The organism is Thermofilum sp. (assembly GCF_038871435.1).
GTDB classification, from domain to species: domain Archaea; phylum Thermoproteota; class Thermoprotei; order Thermofilales; family Thermofilaceae; genus Thermofilum; species Thermofilum adornatum.
Genome location: NZ_JAVZIC010000001.1, coordinates 22,308 through 40,379 on the forward strand (window position 1 = coordinate 22,308; position 18,072 = coordinate 40,379).

19 protein-coding genes are annotated in these 18,072 nt (G+C 45.5%); 12 read left to right on the forward strand and 7 right to left on the reverse strand.

Going from position 1 to position 18,072, the window contains the following annotated elements; translation table 11 throughout:
- Positions 1–22: 22 nt before the first annotated feature.
- Entirely contained in the window at positions 23–1,318 is a 1,296-nt protein-coding gene (gene asnS / locus QXT17_RS00125) for an asparagine--tRNA ligase (RefSeq protein ID WP_052885668.1), read from the reverse strand.
- On the opposite strand from asnS, the gene QXT17_RS00130 reads away from it, so the two are divergent.
- Complete coding sequence (locus QXT17_RS00130; protein ID WP_052885533.1) at positions 1,308–1,964, forward strand: methyltransferase; 657 nt, start codon at positions 1,308–1,310, stop codon at positions 1,962–1,964. The two genes, asnS and QXT17_RS00130, sit on opposite strands and share 11 nt — an antisense overlap.
- On the opposite strand, the gene QXT17_RS00135 is transcribed toward QXT17_RS00130, so the two are convergent.
- Positions 1,954–4,185 carry a DEAD/DEAH box helicase gene (locus QXT17_RS00135; RefSeq protein ID WP_342783022.1) on the reverse strand — a complete coding sequence of 744 codons (2,232 nt, stop codon included), beginning with the start codon at positions 4,183–4,185 and terminating at the stop codon, positions 1,954–1,956. The two genes, QXT17_RS00130 and QXT17_RS00135, sit on opposite strands and share 11 nt — an antisense overlap.
- A gap of 81 nt (positions 4,186–4,266) precedes the next feature.
- On the opposite strand from QXT17_RS00135, the gene QXT17_RS00140 reads away from it, so the two are divergent.
- Positions 4,267–4,971 carry a hypothetical protein gene (locus QXT17_RS00140; protein WP_020962836.1) on the forward strand — a complete coding sequence of 235 codons (705 nt, stop codon included), beginning with the start codon at positions 4,267–4,269 and terminating at the stop codon, positions 4,969–4,971.
- On the opposite strand, the gene QXT17_RS00145 is transcribed toward QXT17_RS00140, so the two are convergent.
- Together QXT17_RS00145 and QXT17_RS00150 are read right to left on the reverse strand one after the other, a co-directional pair.
- Entirely contained in the window at positions 4,968–6,119 is a 1,152-nt protein-coding gene (locus tag QXT17_RS00145) for a site-2 protease family protein (RefSeq protein ID WP_342783669.1), read from the reverse strand. The two genes, QXT17_RS00140 and QXT17_RS00145, sit on opposite strands and share 4 nt — an antisense overlap.
- 1,007 nt (positions 6,120–7,126) lie before the next feature.
- Positions 7,127–8,497 (reverse strand): hypothetical protein, encoded by a 1,371-nt coding sequence (locus QXT17_RS00150; RefSeq protein ID WP_148682098.1) that lies wholly within the window; start codon positions 8,495–8,497, stop codon positions 7,127–7,129.
- 437 nt (positions 8,498–8,934) lie between these two features.
- Here QXT17_RS00150 and QXT17_RS00155 point away from each other — a divergent pair, with 437 nt between their 5' ends.
- Positions 8,935–9,411 carry a hypothetical protein gene (locus tag QXT17_RS00155; RefSeq protein WP_020962829.1) on the forward strand — a complete coding sequence of 159 codons (477 nt, stop codon included), beginning with the start codon at positions 8,935–8,937 and terminating at the stop codon, positions 9,409–9,411.
- A gap of 11 nt (positions 9,412–9,422) precedes the next feature.
- Here the strand turns inward: QXT17_RS00155 and QXT17_RS00160 are convergent, their stop codons facing one another.
- The gene (locus tag QXT17_RS00160) at positions 9,423–10,748 is read right to left on the reverse strand and encodes a RuvB-like helicase (RefSeq protein WP_020962828.1); all 1,326 of its coding nucleotides are present in this window, start codon (positions 10,746–10,748) and stop codon (positions 9,423–9,425) included.
- A gap of 50 nt (positions 10,749–10,798) precedes the next feature.
- Positions 10,799–11,209: a hypothetical protein gene (locus tag QXT17_RS00165; protein ID WP_020962827.1), complete on the reverse strand. Its 411-nt coding sequence runs from the start codon at positions 11,207–11,209 to the stop codon at positions 10,799–10,801.
- A 133-nt stretch (positions 11,210–11,342) separates the two neighbouring features.
- Between QXT17_RS00165 and QXT17_RS00170 the strand changes: the two genes are divergently transcribed.
- The 5 genes from QXT17_RS00170 (at position 11,343) to QXT17_RS00190 (ending at position 13,809) form a co-directional block, all read left to right on the forward strand.
- Positions 11,343–12,044 carry an ERCC4 domain-containing protein gene (locus tag QXT17_RS00170; RefSeq protein ID WP_342814418.1) on the forward strand — a complete coding sequence of 234 codons (702 nt, stop codon included), beginning with the start codon at positions 11,343–11,345 and terminating at the stop codon, positions 12,042–12,044.
- Between the two features lie 33 nt (positions 12,045–12,077).
- Complete coding sequence (locus QXT17_RS00175) at positions 12,078–12,383, forward strand: metal-sulfur cluster assembly factor (protein ID WP_020962825.1); 306 nt, start codon at positions 12,078–12,080, stop codon at positions 12,381–12,383.
- Between the two features lie 4 nt (positions 12,384–12,387).
- Complete coding sequence (locus QXT17_RS00180) at positions 12,388–12,978, forward strand: methyltransferase (RefSeq protein ID WP_020962824.1); 591 nt, start codon at positions 12,388–12,390, stop codon at positions 12,976–12,978.
- Positions 12,947–13,429 carry a pyruvoyl-dependent arginine decarboxylase gene (locus tag QXT17_RS00185; RefSeq protein WP_020962823.1) on the forward strand — a complete coding sequence of 161 codons (483 nt, stop codon included), beginning with the start codon at positions 12,947–12,949 and terminating at the stop codon, positions 13,427–13,429. The genes QXT17_RS00180 and QXT17_RS00185 overlap by 32 nt, the downstream gene beginning before the upstream one ends.
- Before the next feature lie 131 nt (positions 13,430–13,560).
- A complete protein-coding gene (locus tag QXT17_RS00190; protein ID WP_020962822.1) occupies positions 13,561–13,809 on the forward strand; it encodes an Lrp/AsnC family transcriptional regulator in 249 nt (82 codons plus the stop codon).
- Positions 13,810–13,976: 167 nt separating this feature from the next.
- Here QXT17_RS00190 and QXT17_RS00195 read toward each other — a convergent pair whose 3' ends face one another.
- Positions 13,977–14,894, reverse strand: a complete 918-nt coding sequence (locus tag QXT17_RS00195) for a hypothetical protein (protein ID WP_020962821.1) — start codon at positions 14,892–14,894, stop codon at positions 13,977–13,979.
- A 215-nt stretch (positions 14,895–15,109) separates the two neighbouring features.
- Between QXT17_RS00195 and QXT17_RS00200 the strand changes: the two genes are divergently transcribed.
- The 4 genes from QXT17_RS00200 to rpl12p are packed head-to-tail and all read left to right on the forward strand — an operon-like array spanning position 15,110 to position 18,069.
- A complete protein-coding gene (locus QXT17_RS00200; protein ID WP_020962820.1) occupies positions 15,110–16,258 on the forward strand; it encodes a Cdc6/Cdc18 family protein in 1,149 nt (382 codons plus the stop codon).
- Positions 16,259–16,312: 54 nt separating this feature from the next.
- The gene (locus QXT17_RS00205) at positions 16,313–16,606 is read left to right on the forward strand and encodes a hypothetical protein (RefSeq protein WP_020962819.1); all 294 of its coding nucleotides are present in this window, start codon (positions 16,313–16,315) and stop codon (positions 16,604–16,606) included.
- A 12-nt stretch (positions 16,607–16,618) separates the two neighbouring features.
- The gene (locus QXT17_RS00210) at positions 16,619–17,710 is read left to right on the forward strand and encodes a DUF354 domain-containing protein (protein WP_020962818.1); all 1,092 of its coding nucleotides are present in this window, start codon (positions 16,619–16,621) and stop codon (positions 17,708–17,710) included.
- A gap of 35 nt (positions 17,711–17,745) precedes the next feature.
- A complete protein-coding gene (rpl12p, locus tag QXT17_RS00215) occupies positions 17,746–18,069 on the forward strand; it encodes a 50S ribosomal protein P1 (protein WP_020962817.1) in 324 nt (107 codons plus the stop codon).
- Positions 18,070–18,072 lie beyond the last annotated feature (3 nt).

The window sequence follows — 18,072 nt, forward strand, 5'->3', positions numbered from 1 at the left end:
AAAGAAGACAACAAAGAAGAAACTATGGATACGTTCTGGACACTGTTCTCGGGAAAGGCAAAGAATCAACTATATGTTCTAGCCCAGCTATCCAAGTGACTAGCCTATCCATCCCCAATCCAAACCCGGCGTGAGGAACAGAGCCGTATCTCCTCAGGTCAAGATACCACTCATAGTCCCGTGGATTAAGACCAAAAGATTTGATCTTCTCTACTAGTTCTTCTAGTTTTTCTATTCTTTCACCACCACCAATGATTTCCCCGTATCCTTCAGGTGCCAGAAGGTCTGCCGAGAGCGTTACTTCTGGACGCGATGGGTCGTTTTTGTGATAGAATGCCTTGGCTTGAACGGGAAAGCCGTAGAGGAAAAATGGCCTGTCAAACTCCTCGGTGAGTGCACGCTCTTCGTCTGCCCCCAAGTCGTCTCCCCAAGAAACTTTGAATCCTTTGCCTTGCAGTATCTCTATGGCCTTGTCATAGCTTAGCCTTGGAAATGGAGGCTCAACATTCCTGAGGATCTCGGTCTTTCTGCCCAGTAATTCTAGGTCTTCAGCGTTTTTCTCTAGGACCCTCCTGACTATGTGGGCTACGAGTTCTTCTTCCACTTTCATTATGCCTTCCAGGTTTGTCCAAGCTACTTCGGCTTCTGCGTGCCAAAACTCTGTTAGGTGTCTCCGGGTACGAGACTTCTCAGCCCTGAAGGATGGAGCCACTGTGTACACTTTTTCTAGGCTGAAGATAAGCGCCTCTAGATAGAACTGTGAAGACTGTGTCAAATACACTGTGCTTCCATCCACGTATTTGACGGGGAAGAGGGTTGCTCCACCTTCTACAGCAGCAGATACAAACATTGGTCCCTGAACCTCGTAGTACCCGTTGGCCCTGAACCATTCGTGGAGAGCTTCGAAAACAGTGTTCCTTATCTTTAGCACCGAGGTCATTTTCCTGCTTCTGACTGCAAGGTGCCTAACCTCTAGGAGAAATTCTCTAGAGGCATCCCGCCTTATGGGAAAGTTTTCAGCAAGGTGAACGATTTCGAGCTTTTTTCCCTGTATCTCTTTTCCTCCTGGAGCACGTGGGTCATCCTTTAATGTCCCCTCAACCACGAGTGAGGATTCCACGGTTACCTTTCTAGCGTCTGGGTGGCTCGGCGAATCTGGCGTAAAGACTGCCTGTATTATTCCCGTTGAGTCTCTCACAACGATAAATGCTTTGTCGCCTAGGTCTCGCCTCCGATAAGCCCATCCGCGAACCTTTACAGTTGAGCCCGCCGGAAGTTTTAATGCCTCCTTCACCGGAATAATATCTGTGGCCTGCATCGCGATTCCACCAGACACAGTTACTGGGAGACTAATGCTTACAGTTACAAAAACTTTGCTGAGATTTTATCTTGTACGCCACAAAAATTGGATATTTTTCAGGGGAAATAGGCTCTATGTTCCTTCAGGTTGCTTTACCCCCGCTGGTACGATTACTTCAGATCTTTTCTCAATGGTTTTGGCGAGGATACAAATGGAAGAGCCATGGGCAGAGATTGGGTGCGGATCTGGACAGCTCTCACTGCTCGTTGCAAAGAGGGGGATATATGTTGTGGGGTCAGACATAGATGAGAAATGCTTGAGGGCAATGAAGGTAAATTCCAGAGCTAACAAGGTGGACGGCTACATAGATGTTGTTCTTTGTGATGCTGCCTCGTGCCTGAGGAGAAACGCATTTAACCTTGTTTTCACGAACCCGCCCTATTTTCCCATGGAGGCGGAAAAACCTGTAGACGTTTCGATTTTGGCAGGTAGAGATTTACGGATATTGAAGAGGTTTCTCTTGGATTCATTAAGGATTTCCAAGAAGAGTGTTCCCGTGCTTTTTTCTGTTAGCAGCCTCACGGGCTTAAAAATAGGACAGCCTGTCTTATGTCGATGTCTACCTCTCGAGAGAATATGCATAAATATTGTGGCTAAACGATAGGTCTTCCAGTCCTCTGCACTGGTTTTCTCAAGATTTTTAGGGAGAGAACTTCTTTTAGAACAGATTCTGCCTTTCTCCTGCTGAGCATCTGGTTATTGTTTCCACAGTAGGGGGAGTAAATGCACCTTGGGCAACCATCTTCGCAATTACATTTAGAGACAATGTTGTATGCCCGTTTAAGGGCTTCTTCTAGCTTGTAGAACAGCTGTTTGGTGACTCCTGACCCTCCCGGGAATGAGTCGTAGATGTAGATTTGTCCTGTCGGGAAACTTATCCCGCCCATGTCTGTCTGTGATGCGCCAACAATCATCTGACCCGCAAAAATTAGTGCATGCTCTATTGCGTGGAATGCCTCGGCGTTTTGGATATCTGTCCATTCCTGCTTGGGTGGAAACTCTAAGAGTATCCCTTTGGTTTTAAAGGAATATGTAAGTTCGTCCTCCAAGAGTTTCTGTGAAACGACTTGTCCCTCGGGGAAAGTCTTGGTTACGTAGCCGTAGACGTGGTCTTCGATTGTTAGGTCGAGATACCTTACATGAATCCCCATGACCTCTCTTTCGAGGTATACTTTCCCGTCGTATGGATAGGTGTAGTATAAGGGAGAAGTGGTTACAGGAGGCATTTTTACGGGAAGAAGCTTTACGACTGCTTTCCCCTTCTTGATCCCCAGCGATATGTACGGCGTCCCGGCGTGGAGATATATGGCTCCTGGGAAAAGCTCTTTGATTGCCTGGGGATATTCCCTGTACCCGAGGACTTTCCCCGTCTCTGTGACTATTTTAATCTGTTCGCCTACTCCTCGAATATTTTCCCGAGAACGGAGAAATCTTAGACCCTTCAGCGTGGGTTGGTAATACCCGTTGATGTCCTTTTTGAGATAGCCTTCCTCTTCCATCCTTTTACAGACCACCCGTTCAAATGTTGTTAATTCTTCAAGTTTGAAGGGCGAATCCAGAGACATGGCTACCAAGTGTACACGTACCACTTCCTCGTTTGCTGGGTCAAGGAATACTGGGTCGGAGACCTGTGTATAGAATTCCTGGGGGTTCCTTTCATAGTAGCTACTTATTGGGTCGTCTCCAAGAATCAGGAAGACGTATCCGGTTTTCCCTCTTCTGCCCACTCTTCCAGCTCTCTGGAGGTACTTGCTATATGTTGGTGGAATATTATGCATGATGACGGCGTCTAGCTCACCTATGTCGATGCCTAGTTCTAGTGTTGGCGTTGCGACTACTGCGTCTATTTCTCCTTTTTTGAGTTTCTCTTCTACCCTCTTTCTGTGCTCTGGTAGAAGCCCTGCCCTGTGAACCTCTACCTTGACGCCTGCCTGCTTCGCAAGAAGCGATACGCTTTCAGCCACTTTATGGCTGTCCACGAAAAGAAGTGTTTTAAGTTTCCTCGAAGATAGTAACTGTAACAAGTAGATTGATTCTGCTAGCTTAGACCTCAACACGGGCCTCAGCATGACGTGGTAGATCGGAGCTCTCCTCGTAGCCCCTGCACTGACAATTGTATAGTTTTCTCCCAGAATTTTTTCTGCAAACTCCTCGGGGTTCCCTATAGTAGCAGATGACGCGACCAAAACTGGCTCGTTTTTAACGATTCTTTTGAGACGCCTCAAGATGTAGTATACATGCGCGCCGAAAACGCCGCTGTAAATGTGTGCATCGTCGAGGACAATGTATTTTGTTTCTTGGAGAAATTCCTGTAGGAAGCCTGCTTTCCTCAAGGAGATGTGGAGCATGTCTGGGTTAGTTATCAATATTTTGGGAGGATATGATTGCAGGTTTTCCCTTTCCCTATCTGGCGTGTCGCCGTCATAGACACCCACCCTGAATCCAAAAACTGCACTGGTGTAGTACTGGATTCTCTCTACTTGGTCCCGTGCTAGTGCCTTTGTTGGGTATACAAGTACTGCGCGTGCGTTTGGCTCCTTTAGTAGGTCTTCGATTATAGGAATGAGGAATGCCTCAGTTTTTCCCGTGCCTGTACCCGATATTATAAGCGTGTTTTTACCGTTGCGTATAGCATTTATGGCTTCCTCTTGGAATTTGTAAAGATTTTCTATGCCTCTTTTCTTTAGCGCCTCCAATAAGTAGCTGTCAGAAACTGTCTTCTCAACAGGGCCGCCGAGCGCGGGCTCTCGTGGAGGCTCAAAGTGAACATAGACTACCTTATGTCTATTCTCAATCGATATTTCTCTCAGCACTTCGTCCTGCATCTCCAAGGTTCAGATCCAAAATTTTATTGCCAGAGCTGAAAAATATTTTTACTAGCAGATAGATGGAGAGAAGGCATATAGATGAGTGAAAAGAATCCAGAGGTACCAAGAGAAGTCTCCCTTAAGGTCTTAGTAGACGATATCCCCTCTGTAGAGGGGGTAGTCCCAGCGCATGGCCTATCCATTCTGGTCGAAGCTTCCCTTGACAGAGAAAAGAAGAGGATACTTTTCGATACTGGCCCGTCAAAGAAAATTTTGGAGTATAACGTGGGGGTTCTAGGTGAACATACCCGCGTAGATATTATTGTAGGATCCATCCATTTATCTCATCACATTGGCTGTATAGATGAATATGCAGAGAGAACCATAATCTTGAGGCCTCCCCTACCGTTAAGGTATAAAGACGGAACAAGACTCGAAGAGATACGGTTTCTGCCGGGCTTCTATCTTGTGAAAACTTCTTCTCCGTGGGGTGAGCAGGGACTACTGATACCAACTGAGAAGGGATACATTCTCCTTGCTGGATGCAGTGTGCATGGATTCAAGGAGACTTTTGGATGGCTATTCTCGAGTAACCTGAGAATTTTTGGTGTTGTTGGGGGACTTGGAGTCAGCTCGAGGGACATGTATAATTTGGGCTTTTTGAAGAGACTCTCTAAGAAGGGGGTCGAGCTTATTTTTCCGCTCCACTCTGTGAGCCTCGAGGCAAGGAGAAAGTTGATGAAACTCAATAGGTTCCCGGTAGATTTTGAGGTACCTGGAGAGGGCTCTGAAATCTCGATTTAAGGCCTGAAAGGCAGCCAATATCCGGCGGAGTATAATATGTTTGCTACCAGGATGCCTGCGAGGTAGATGCTTAGCGCGAGAGATATATTCCTAGCAGTGTTTTTTGGCAAAACTTTCTCGAGGGCTGCCATCAGCATTCTACCGCCGTCGAGTGGAAAAATTGGCATCACGTTGATAATGGCTACACTTGAGGTTACCACGAGAAGCCACCAAGACGATTTATACATCCACTCATTGGTATAGGCTTGCTGTATCGTTACGCCTAGAAAACCTCTCGAGCTGTTGTAAGGACTTTTGTCTAGGGTCAAGGTAAGGTTAAGAGGTCTCCCGTTCCTAATTATTGTTAGATGAATTGTTTCGTTTGGCTTGAAGTTGCCAAGAATCCTTGAAAAATCATCCAAAGTATTAGTAGGTATATTGTTTATCGCTATTATTATGTCTCCCTGCGTCAAATGACCGTAGGCAGGATAGCTGGAATTTACATACACAATTTTTACGCCTGCCGGGTTTGGCGCTAATGGCGAAGCGAACAGCAAGGAAAATACCCCTAAAAACACGAGAAAAGTTAAAATGTTGGCGAAGCTTCCAGCGGCGAAAACTCTAAGCTGTGTCCCCAGAGGCTTCTTTGCAAGCTCCTCCTCGTCTATCTCGGCGAACCCGCCTGGAAGGATAAAGAAAAGGAATACGCCTGCAGACTTTACTTTTATGTCTTCGCTGGAGGCATGGAAGGCATGCGCCAATTCGTGTGGTATGAGTGTTATTGCTATGGCTAGGAGGAAATATGGAAGCTCGTCTAAGCCCACCGTGATTCCTGGCAGGATAGGGGCTACGGGGCTAGCAGTTGAGGGGGCAACTTTCCAGAGCTGTAGATTCATGTGGAAAAAGTATATGCCGTAAGCGGCCATCGGGATAGAAGACAATATTGCAATGTTTCCAAGAACCTTGAATAGTCTTGCATGTCTTTTTCCGAAGTTCTCGATAAACTCATTAAGTTTAGTCGTCTTGACTAGAATTGCGCCTCCTTCAACATCTATCTCTATGCTTTGGAAACGCTTCTTTTTAGCGAGCAAGAATGCAATGACGTAGAGTAAAGCGGTAAAAGACACGACAGCTATCAGGCTGTACAATATCTCCTCATTTATGCTCATATGCCACAGTGCACTCGCCATTTGTTACCCCGCCTTATCGCAGGGTTATGTGTTTATAGGTTTTGCTCCGGAGGGTGCGGGTAGGAAGCTGAGCAACTTGATTCGTCTTGGTGGCTCTGCCTTAATTCCTAGTACTAGCACATATAATTGAAAATTTAAAAATATTTACAAAAATATATACTTAACTTTAATATTAGACAAATTAATATTTACGAGGATGATTGCAAGTATAGATTAGATGTGGTTGCCCAGAAATAGAACACATGTTGTCCAGAGGTTGCAGTCTCAATGTAATCATTCTCATAAGAGCTGTAGGTATTCGCTTTCATTATTACTGCAAAGTCTGGGTAGCTCACAGCATCCATCCATGCTAAGCCTCCCATTTGATAAAATTGGTTTGAGCTGAAGCTTGTTAAGTCCCATTTCCATATAGCCTGCTTCGCCACGCTTACACCGTATTTGGCGCTGTAATAATAATTGATGTCTGTATCCCAAGCGCGCGCTCGACAGGTTAAAATCGAAAACCACTTCCTGGTCAGTCTGAGCGGTAGCTACCTTTATCCCAAGCAAATTGTAGACTTCCAAAATAGTGGCATGCTCAGTAGAATTTTGCGCACCCACCATTGATAGAAAAGAAATAATGACAGCAAAAGTCAACATTGCTACGATTTTTTGGAAATTTTTTGTAATGATTTATCCATGGTTGTTCAATTATATAATAAACGAAGGTGGTATATATATCGCCAATCATTTCCTTAGTGAAAATAATATATAAGACACACGCTCTGCCCCAGAAACACATAAAAATCCCGTATGTAAATCCTGGTAAAACAGAAACACTATAGAAAATTGTCCAGAACAACGGCTCTATATTCCTGAAAAACCTTAACCTTTACCCCATAGATCTTTTGCAAGTTGTCCTCCGTAGGAACCTCCTCCGACCTACCCATAGCATAGACCCGTCCACCCTTAAGCGCCACAACCTTGTCCGCGTACCTATAGACCTCTTATCCTGTCCGTTGCAGAATAGATGTGTCGGCTCTGAAGTAGAACACCTGTTCCCCAGAGCTTGCAATATCTGCAATACCTCTAGTGGCTAGATAAGCATTTGCCTTAATTATTACCTTGAAAAACAGGGGATTTACAGATTCCATCCATACCAGGCCTGCCATTGCATAGTATTGATTACTACTATAGCTCGTCAAGCCCCACTTCCATATAGCCTGCCACTTCACATATCCACCATATTTGGCACTATAATATGAATTGTAATTCGTTTCCCAAGTCACCTGCGGGTTAATATCCTGGGTAAAGCTGAGACCCGGCGGGTACGAGAAGGTAATAGTGACCTGCCCATCGTTTCCCTGTCCAGTTGGAGATATATAGGTGACTCTCTGGTCACTATATGTATCTGTCCGTGCATCCAGTATTGCGGCATTCGGCTCAATATTCCACAATCCAGCTATTTTTACTGGCGGGCTGTAACCATTTAAGCCGCGCTCCCCGTGGTAGTAGAGCATGATCTCCCACAAGTACGTGCCGTAGGACGGGTCATAGGTGTCCTGGCCCCATCCGGCCACGACCCCGAAGTCTGTTTCACCGGCGGTAACCCCATTCTTACCAGAAAAGGTGATCACATCGCTAAAATATGATCCTATGTACACCCATGTTGGTGATACGTAGAGCATAGGTCTCCATGTGCCTGCTCTGTTTTCTAGCCTTGTTTGCTGTTGTTGCTGTTTTTCTAGGGATTTTTTGACGAGTAGTGGGGCGATTTTTGGCAGGTCGCTTTTTGCTTTCAGTGTGGTGACGGTGTACTCCATGGCTAGTTTTCCTCCCTTTGTTGATATACCCCTCACGAGAACCATGTTGTGGCCGCAGCCTGGGTATAGGTAGCCGTTTTCCTCGACCATTGGTAGGAAGGCGAAGGGGTCGCTTGGCTCATCCTTTTCGCCGAGCCTTACTGGCTTGACTATGCCAGAGAAGAGTACTCTGAGGGCGTCGATGCCCGGCTCGGCCACGGCCAGAAGCCTGGAGCCATTGACCAGTGCTACGACGAGCCCCGGATCCCTGGACAGCTCGCCCAAAGCGTCCCATCCGACAACTACTAGGTCTTTTCCAACGGCCTCCCAGGCACGGGACACAGGCACAACACTAAAGTCCCTCGCCACAAAAGCAGACCTAACACCCTCCACAAAGCCAGAATCACTACTAATAACAGCAACCCTCAAGTCGACAATAAGAGGGGCCGTTTGCCCAAGTACACCTGTCTCTCCGCCACTGCCAGCACTGTTCTTAGAGAGAAGAAAGCTTGGGACAAGGGACAAGAATAGGAGTAAAACTATAGAGGCTATAATCACCTTTTTCCACTTCTGCATTTCTATCATGTCTATAATCTGAAAAACTTGTATATATATATCTATCGCTATGTGTGGGACTCTATATGTCACATGCACATCTCTTTTGCATATAAAAGCTCCTCAGCAGAAAGAGCTGTGTCTCATGGTCAGAGCGACAGATTATCGGCACGTAGCATTGCTTACAGCGGCACATTAACTCATAATACGCCCGCCTTACAGTAGCACTTAGAATCATGGCATTGCCGCTTCGTGTCGACAATGCCGATACATTAAGAACATGGTTGATATGAATGCGAAATGCAGATATTCTTTTTTCAAATTTGAGAGAAACAAGCAGGGTATAGACATAGAAGTCGAGCTTGTGTTTGACCCGCCCCGGACGCTTGACAGGATAAAGCCCGAGCTCAGAAAACGGCCTAGGTATTTAGACTGATGCACACGCTAGGCTTAAATTTATGAGTGAAAATTATGAGAGGGTCGACATGACTGGCCGTGATGCTGGCGAAAACTTAAATGAAGAACACGTATACACGTTGGCGATCCTAGCTCCTGGAATCATTTCGTCTATATTTGTCTTCATCCCAATCGAGAACTATTTGTCAGCATATATCGTGCCGTCAACTTTTATCTGGTACAGGCTTTGGCGCGCGGCCCTCATCGCTCTCCTTCTTTGGATTGTTTCTGGATTTATTTACTCGGAAAAGCGTTACTCTTGGAAGATGTTTTTCCTCGGGAGCGCAGTAACGTTCATGGTGTTTCATTACTGGTTTTTGTGGAGCATCAATATGGTTATACCTGTTAGGCTCTATCCGTTGTTCTACTTTGTAGGGGATAACAGCCCCTATGTGTTGGATATGGGGCAAGTTGTAGGGCTTATTACACTCTACGCTTTTAGGGGAGAAATCCTTGGCTCTCTGAAAAATAGACGTTGAAAATAGCGGTGCTATTTAAGCATCTTTTCTTCAAGCTCTTGGAGATATTTTGCTGACTCCTTTGTACTTATAAACAGCTTTGAGGCTTGCTGTACTTCTTCAACCGTCACGGTTGTCTTGCCCTTCTGCTCTGCTAGTATCTTGCTTGGTGCTAATAACTGGGAAGCATAGCGCAGACTTCGCTCTGAGCCGAGCTTTACGAGTTCTTCTAGTGCTGTGTCCTCTAGCTCCACGCCTTCTTCTTTGGCTCTTATCTTTAGTATTTCTCTTATCTCGTCTGGGGTATACGGCTGTGTCTTTATAATGAGCAACCTGTCTAGCAGGTCTAGCGGCATGCCGTGGGGGCTCTCTATGTCTGTGCCCCTGATCCTCGTGTAGCCCCTGTTTGTTGCAAGGATGATTATTGGGCTTAGTTCGCTCTCCATTGCTCTCGAGAGGAAACTGAACGCCTCGATGTCCAGCATGTGTGCGTCGTCGATAAAGAGGATTCCGGGAATTAGTTCAGCTCTTCCATTTTCAACCCATTCCTTTACTGTTTTGTCTACCTTTGCCCTAACATCGGGGGGTATCTCCTTGTATTCTGGGGCTCCAAAGAACAGCGAAATTATGCTCTCGCTCCGGCTTTGCATCTCGTCGAGATCATGGAGAGTAAGGGTGTATACGAACTCTTTCTCCTTGTATATTGGGCCTTTAGGCATATCTACGAGTTCGCTCGCCCCTACATCGTATTCGCCGTAGCCTTTTACTCTACCAGCCCTGGTGACGCGGCCAGTTTCCTCGTCAATCCATATTACGTCTCCCTCGCTTACACCTCTTTGCAGGAGCTGATATACTATATTAGAGTCAACTTTCAAAGTGCGGGTCTCTTTGTCAGTCTTGAGTGTTATGATGCCTCCAACAGGTATCTGCTGGTAGGGGTTGAGGGGATGCCTGTCAAACTTATATTCGATTTTTTCCACGACGCCTTCGTAGACCCATCTTCTCTCACGTATTCTTACACCTATGGATTTCCTCATTGCTTGCATGAGCACCTCGGTCTTCTTGAGCTCAGCAGAGTATATTTCGCTCCCGGTGAGCGCCATTAAAGGCGTCTCGGGGCCGAGCTCGCGTGCGATGGCAACGGCAAGCGCGGTTTTTCCTGTTCCTGGAGGTCCCACAAAGAGGATTGCTCTTCCAGCCATTTTCCCTTTCTTGATCAACTGGACAACTAGCCATGCTGCACGTCTAGCCTCTATTTGTCCCACTAGCCCGTCGGCGACTGGCTGTGGCTCATTGTTCCTGATGCCGAGCCCCCGTATGTGGCTGTGAACCCCAACTCTTTCGGACGCCTTTATCATCAAAAGGTTTTTATAGAAGCGAAAATTTAAACCTTTTTAGACTTTACCTTTTATCTTCCCCGGATATTGGGAACCCAAGTGCTTTCCTCGTCACACGTGACAACGATGTCTTCCGATAGCAATGTGTCAACTTTTTTGAATACCCACTTGCTTTCGCTAGAGAACCACACGGCTAGGACGGCCTCCCTTCTAGAGTATTTTTTGAATGCTTCGAGGAAGCGGAAAAGCTTTGATATCTGATATGCTTTTACTTTTACTTTCGAGTTAGAGGTTGTCTTGACCTCGAATGCAACTATCCTGTCCTCTATGTTGTTCACAAGAAAAACATCTGGAAAATTTTCCCCCACACCACTAACTGGAACCCTAAAAACATGGTTCTCCTTGTTGGCTGACAACATCTTCACTAGCCTTCGTTCAACGTTGAATGCTCTGTGCCGCCTATTGACAACTTCTCTAGACATTTGTTAAAGTGAAGAAAACACATGAATTAAAAAGTTTGGTGTATGCGAGCTACTAAAGCCCTTGAGCCAATTAGGAAAGCCGGAAAACAATAGACATAAAAAGTATCGGGAAACGTAATGAAAGATGAAATAAATGCAGATCCTCACTGTTCTTGTCGATGATAGGGAACGTCGTTCACAGGTAATCAGCGAGCTTGCACGGCTTGGTGTCCGCTATCAACTGGCCCGTTTAGAGGTAGCAGACTATGATGTGGGCGGGAAATACGGTTTGGAGAGGAAGACGGCCGGAGACTTTATAAATTCTATTATTGATGGACGGCTTTTCGAGCAAGCCAAGTATCTTCGTGAAACATATGATACAGCCATCATCGTTATAGAGGGGAGCCTCAGCGACGAGGTAAAATACAGACAAGTTAAATTAAACCCGCTGTTTGGGGCATTTGCCGCGTTGGCCGAGAACGGTGTATCAGTTCTACAGGTGAATGATTATAGAGAGACTGCGTTGCTTATATATATCCTGTGGAAGAGGCTACAAAAGGAGGGAACCAACTTTTTCGTCAAGACAAAGAAAAAGGTTTTCAAGGAGTCGAGCAGTATTCCAGCTATACAGCTTAATCTGATCGCGACGTTGCCAGGGATTAGCAGGGAAACTGCAGAAAAAATTCTTAGAGAGTTTAAGACTCCAAGGAAATTCTTTTTAGCGTCTCCCGCGGAGTTAAGGAAAATTGATGGATTGGGACCAAAGAAGATACAGAAAATTCTTCAAGTACTTGATACAGACTATGAGAAGGCAAAGCTCTTAGAGAACGGGACCAGTGAAACGAATAATTTTTAAATAAGATTGTGTACGATATGACAGGGGGATATAATGGGAAACATTACGCAGGAACAAGTGCTACAAGCGCTTCAGGACGTATACGACCCAGAAATACCCTTTAACGTGGTTGACTTAGGTCTTATATACGGGATAGAGATAAACGATAAAAAGGTAAAAGTCAAAATGACCCTAACAGCAGTTGGATGCCCAATGTCGTACTTCCTCGTTGAACTTGTACGTGACACGATCAAGGAAAAGATCCCGGAGGTTGAAGATGTAGAAGTCGAGCTCGTATTTGATCCGCCCTGGACGCCCGACAGGATGAAGCCCGAGGTCAGAAAACTGCTGGGTCTCTAGCCTGATGCCATACCCCGTTTCGGAGGATACGGTTTTCCTTGCTAATTATCTGCGTGAAAAGAGTCAATGTTATGGAACTGTATTAGAGGTTGGCTGTGGCAATGGAGAGATAACCATTGAATGCGCGTATTGTGCAGAGTATGTTGTCGGCACAGACGTGTCCCAGGACGCGGTAGAGTATACACTTGACAGAGTGAAGAAAAAGGATCTCTATAAAAAGATAGATATTGTTTTAACGGATAAGGCGAGACCGTTCAGGAGAGATTCTTTTCATATTGTTGTTTCTAATCCTCCATACTTGCCCTGTAGATATGAAGAGGGAGAAGAGGTCTGTGGAGGACCCAGTGGAATAGAGTTCAGCGTTGAGCTGGCAAGAGATGCCCAAGGATTGCTAAAGGAGCATGGCAAGCTTATTGTTGTTGCCAGTAGTCTCGCAGATGTTTCCTCGCTTATTAGCGTGTTGTCTAATTTGTATTCTAAAGTGTCTGTAGCGGATACTCTTCCCCTTGGTCATTTTGAAAAACTTTTAATAGTTGTGGCTGAAAAACGCCTTGATTTGCAAAATGATCCTCCCAAAGAAGTACTTCGTGACTAAGGGGAAAGGAGTTAGCAGTGTCTCTCCATTAATGGCCTTCAATAATGCACTCCGTGAGGCAGGGATACATGGCCTAAATTTGGTGCCCGTATCATCTATCTTGCCTCCAAATATCGTCGAAGAAACGCCGAGAAGGCTACCTGAAGGTAGCATAGTTTTTCTCGTGATGAGTGAGAAGAGGGTCAAGGGACCTGCAAAGATTAGTGTTGGTATCTCGTGGGCTCGCGGTCATCCTCACGGCTACGTTATAGAGTTTCACGACGGGAATAGTTACAAAGATGCCAGGGACAGACTGGCCGAAATGTGGGAAGAGATAAGGGCTAAAGACAGGCTAAACATGGAGGAGCCTCGGTACCTTATTGAAGAACTAGACGTGCCTGACGGGATGTATGGAAGTGCCGTGGTAGCACTAGTTTTTAGCGAATATGATTTCTTAAAAGGCGTCCCATAGAACAACGAATTTTTTCTAATATTTCCCACGATTCGTTATAAAAAGCAAAAGTTGATAGTTATTGATGCCGATGTTTTTATCATACGTTATATTTATATTTTTAAACATGGTTGATATATAATTGAGCCTTTATGAGTACAAATCCAGACAAAATAACTGTGTTTCTGCTTGTCAATGTAGGAGTTGGCTATGAGGACGAAGTTCTCAAGACCATCAGAAAGATGGAATTTGTGGAAGAGGCCTACATCGTGTACGGCGAATACGACATTCTCGTTAAGATCACTTTGCCTGCCCTTGAACTTCTGGATAAAGTTGTGTCAAACATAAGGAAGCTTAGTGGAGTCACGAGGACGTCGACGCTTATAACGTCTTCCCGTTAGAAATCGTTAAGGAATTATTCAAGTAGCCTTGTTTTATATTTCTCCTATTCTCTCAAGGAAAAAACTAGTCAACCTTTTAATTTTGCGCGCACCAATGATATCTGGGGATGATTGCCGCGTTGATGTTCGATTGATGAGAGCCGGATGGGCGGACTGACCCCTGTTTGCTAAAAACCGATCAACAGACATATGACATATACTGCTAGGGACAGAAAGACCGGTATTGGTAAGGCTGGCATGTATTTTTTACGTGTCAACATTTTGAGGGTAAAGTAGAGCCCCAAGGCTATTGCAATAGTAGTTAATACCCAGCGTGCTACCGAGTTAAAGGGAAAGAGATAGTACGAGGAGCTAAGCATCGAGTACATCAATACGTCTCCCATGCCGAGGGCAATGTTGTCTACCACTATTACTGCTCCCCTTAGCGGCGATTTTAGTTTTGATTCTCTGGACTGCCCCTCTCCAACCGTGTTCTCTAGGATCCTTTTCAATGGTCCATAGAAAACAGAGTAAACGTCATAGACTGCGAGGATCACAGCAACAGCAAAGGGGGTCCAGCCTGGCAATGTAACTGCCAGCAGTGAGCCAGCCATTGTTCCGTAGATTATCAGGAGGATGTCGAGGAGTTTTGCGCTTACTGGCTTAATTATAAGCACGGCGGCCAAGACGGCAACTGAAATTGAGAGCAAGTCTGCATACTGCTGGAGGTAGTCGCTATATCGTTCTAGGGGTGCAAGGTTTGCCAGTGAATAGAAGTATATCTCGGCGATCCCCCAAAAAGAAAACGCTACAGCAAACGCCATAACAGCAGGTATAGTGTGTATTTTCCTGAACCTGATCAGGACCAAAAGAAGCCCTGTTCCTAGAAGTACGAGGAAAAGTATTATTAAGCTATTGATCAGAACCCCTTGGGGGCTTTCTTCCGGCACAAACGGGCTTCCCAGAAGGTCGGCTACACCGCTTTTGCTTAGAACTAGTGCCCAAGCCACAGACAAGGAACTTATCACTATAACAATGAGACCCATTAGCAGGCTTGTCTTGTACTCTATGCGTCTTCGACCACTCTCATATGTATCTTTCTCCATCTAGACCCAGTCTAGCAGTGCCAATGAGATTTAAAAGGATTTAGCACTGTATGCGTCAGATACCCCAGGATACGTTCATTCTTTTCACGTTTGCATGACTTTCATCATTCGCATTGAAAAATGCAAGCGCTGTTTTATACTTTTATTTTCGTGGTAAATAGTGTGAATTAAGTTTCGGTCTACTATGTTTTGAAAAAAATTATATTCCAATATATATGGAAAAATCGAAGCAAGCAATGATCCTAAGGAACCCTCAGGCACTCAGCAGTAAATATATCCCGAGAAGACTTCCGCACAGAGACGCCCAGCTTAGACAGCTTTCAATCTTCTTTCCAGGGGTAGAGAAGTCCTCAGCGTTCTTCAAGTCGGTTCAATTGATAGGCTCTGTGGGCACAGGGAAAACATCTACAGCTCTCTTGTTTGCGAAGAACCTCGAGAAAGGTTTTGAAACTGCCCGAATAATTTACGTAAACCTGAAGATGTTGGGCGACCCAAGCCCCTGGACAGTCTACACGTCTATACTTGGCCAGGTTTCTGGGAGGGCCTCGAGAAGCCTGTCTGCGGGCGAGGTTTTCGAGAAGATCCTAGACGAATTTGTGAAGAAAAAAACAACAAGCTTTTTGTTCATTGTTGACGAAGCTGATGAGCTCACATCTTCAAGAAGCCTGAGGGGAGGACGCGTAGTATACAACTTGACACGCTTGCCGGAATTCGGCGTAGAGAATGTTCTGGGCGTCGTATTTATTGCCAGGAACGAGGAGTGGAGCCGCGGCCTTGCCCCCGAGGAGCAGTCTACCCTTGGAAGCCTCATCGTCAGGTTTCCACGTTACACGTTGCCTCAACTAGTAGATATATTATTGTATAGGGCAAGTGAAGCTTTTTCGGATCAGAGTGCTCTTCCTGACACTGTAGCGGAGCACGTTGCCAAGATAACTATTGACTTGTTCGAGGGTGATGTGAGAAAAGCATTGGATATCCTTCTCTATGCCAGCTTGATTGCCGACAGTGAGCACAGTGAAAAGGTAACTTTTAGCCATGTTTCTAGAGCTCTGGCACAGATACTCGGGAGGAGCTCTCTTGACGCAGACATAGTTAAGACACTGAAACAGCTGGAAAGAGTAGTCCTGGCAGCAACACTGGAAATACTAAAGAATAGGGAGTCTTCTTATACAACAGAGAGAGAAGTTATAGAAAATGTGCAGGCACTATGCGAGAGGCTACAGTTACCTGAGCCTAGAATAGAAGAGATCGAAGCAGCCCTACAACGCTTACATGACCTAGGAATCCTAAGGATTAGTGGACCGTTGAGGATCTATGCGGAAGTAGTACCCATAGACGATGTGAGAAGCTTGATTTTGAAGTAGCCGTGTAGGGGTAACAAAAACCGTTTTATACCTTTGAAAACAGTTAATCAACCCATGAAGGGCAAAGTATTGATAGTCACGCTCCTCTCAATAATTGGCATCCTAATTTTTTGGCTTCCACTTCCCAGGGTAGGAGACTATATCATTGGAGGATATCCGTGGAATTCGCCTGAAAATGCCAGGACGCCAATGATTATCCTAGGAGTAATCGTTACTGGAGTATTTGTCTTCGCAATAGTCGCGATAAACATCCTTAGCAGGAAAATAGAAGAAGTTGGAGACGAAACAGTCTATCCCATGGACAATACACGAGACGAAGGAGAAGCTCAATCAACAGAAGAATGGTGAAGCGTCATAAATATGAAAAAAGTATGGGTTGAAGCTTTAACACCGAAGCAAATCCTCCTGTTTTCCTATCTCCAACAAGAACTCCCTAACACTGATTTCTACCTTACCTCTAGGGACTATGACCTCAACCGCGAGCTTGCAAAAGAACTGTGGAGAAAAGTCTACATTGTAGGCAAACATGGCGGCGCAACACCCTATAGCAAAGTTCGGGAGACTATTCGACGAGAAGAAAAACTCCTCACGATAGCCAGAGAGGAAGAGCCAGATCTCCACTTGACATTTGCATCGCCTGACTCTACACGTGTGGCTTTCGGCCTACAGCTACCCGTCGTGTCATGCAACGACACCCCGCACTCAACAATCGTAGCTAGACTCGTCATCCCGCTCTCAAGCGACTTTATTGCGCCTCAACCAGTTGTGCCGTTTTTCCAACACTATGAAGAGTTTACACGGATACATGTATTTAGAGGTGTCTTCGAGTATGCCTGGGTTTCACGTTTCAAGCCGAGTGAAGACATATTGAGAGACTATTCTGTTGAGCCCTTCAACTACGTGTTTATACGACCTGGTGAGCAAAAGGCTTACTACTATAGAGATACTATAGCTGCAACCATTCTACCCCTGAAGATCGCTAGACATTTGCTAAGGAGGTCTTCTCTTAAGCTTCTAATTTATCCAAGGTACAAGGAGCAATACATTCTCTACAAGCGGGAACTAAAAGACACAGGAGGCCGTGTCACCTTTATCGAGAAACCAGGAGTCTTCCTCAACCTAGAGTACTTTGCCAGGCTTGTCGTTACAGGAGGCGGCACAATAGCCACAGAGTCAGCCCTCCTTGGAGTCCCATCGCTAACAACTTTCCCAAGGGAGCTTGAGGTTCATACCTACCTGCGTGAAAAGGGTTTCCCGGTCTACCGCTACACGGGTCTCCATATAATCGAAAAGCTTCTATCGAAAAAAGAAGATATCTATGACCGTGAAGTATTCCTTCAGAAAGCTAGGAAGATGTTCGAAGATCCAGTAGCCAGGATCGCCGAAGTAATAAAGATGCACTTAGAGACTGATGCATCATCCTTGTATTCGAGGAACAAAAAATTTTTATAGCCACAGATATTTCGAAAAATGCATCGGTGGTCTGAATGGAATATGTTTACGCAAGTCTGTTGCTATACCATGCAGGAAAAGAAATAAACGAAGAATCAGTCAAGAAAATACTTGAAGCAGCCGGCATACAAGTCGACGACGTCCGTGTAAAAGCCCTGGTCGCGGCGCTGAAAGAGGTAAACATTGAAGAAGCAATTAAGACAGCCGCTTTGCCGGTGGCTGTTGGAGGGGCAGCTCCCGCCGCTGCTCCCGCACAAGCACCTGCAGAGCAAAAGAAAGAAGAGAAGAAAGAAGAAAAGAAAGAGGAAGTCAAGGAGGAAACAGTCGAGGAAGGACTTGCTGGCCTCTTTGGCTTCTAGGCG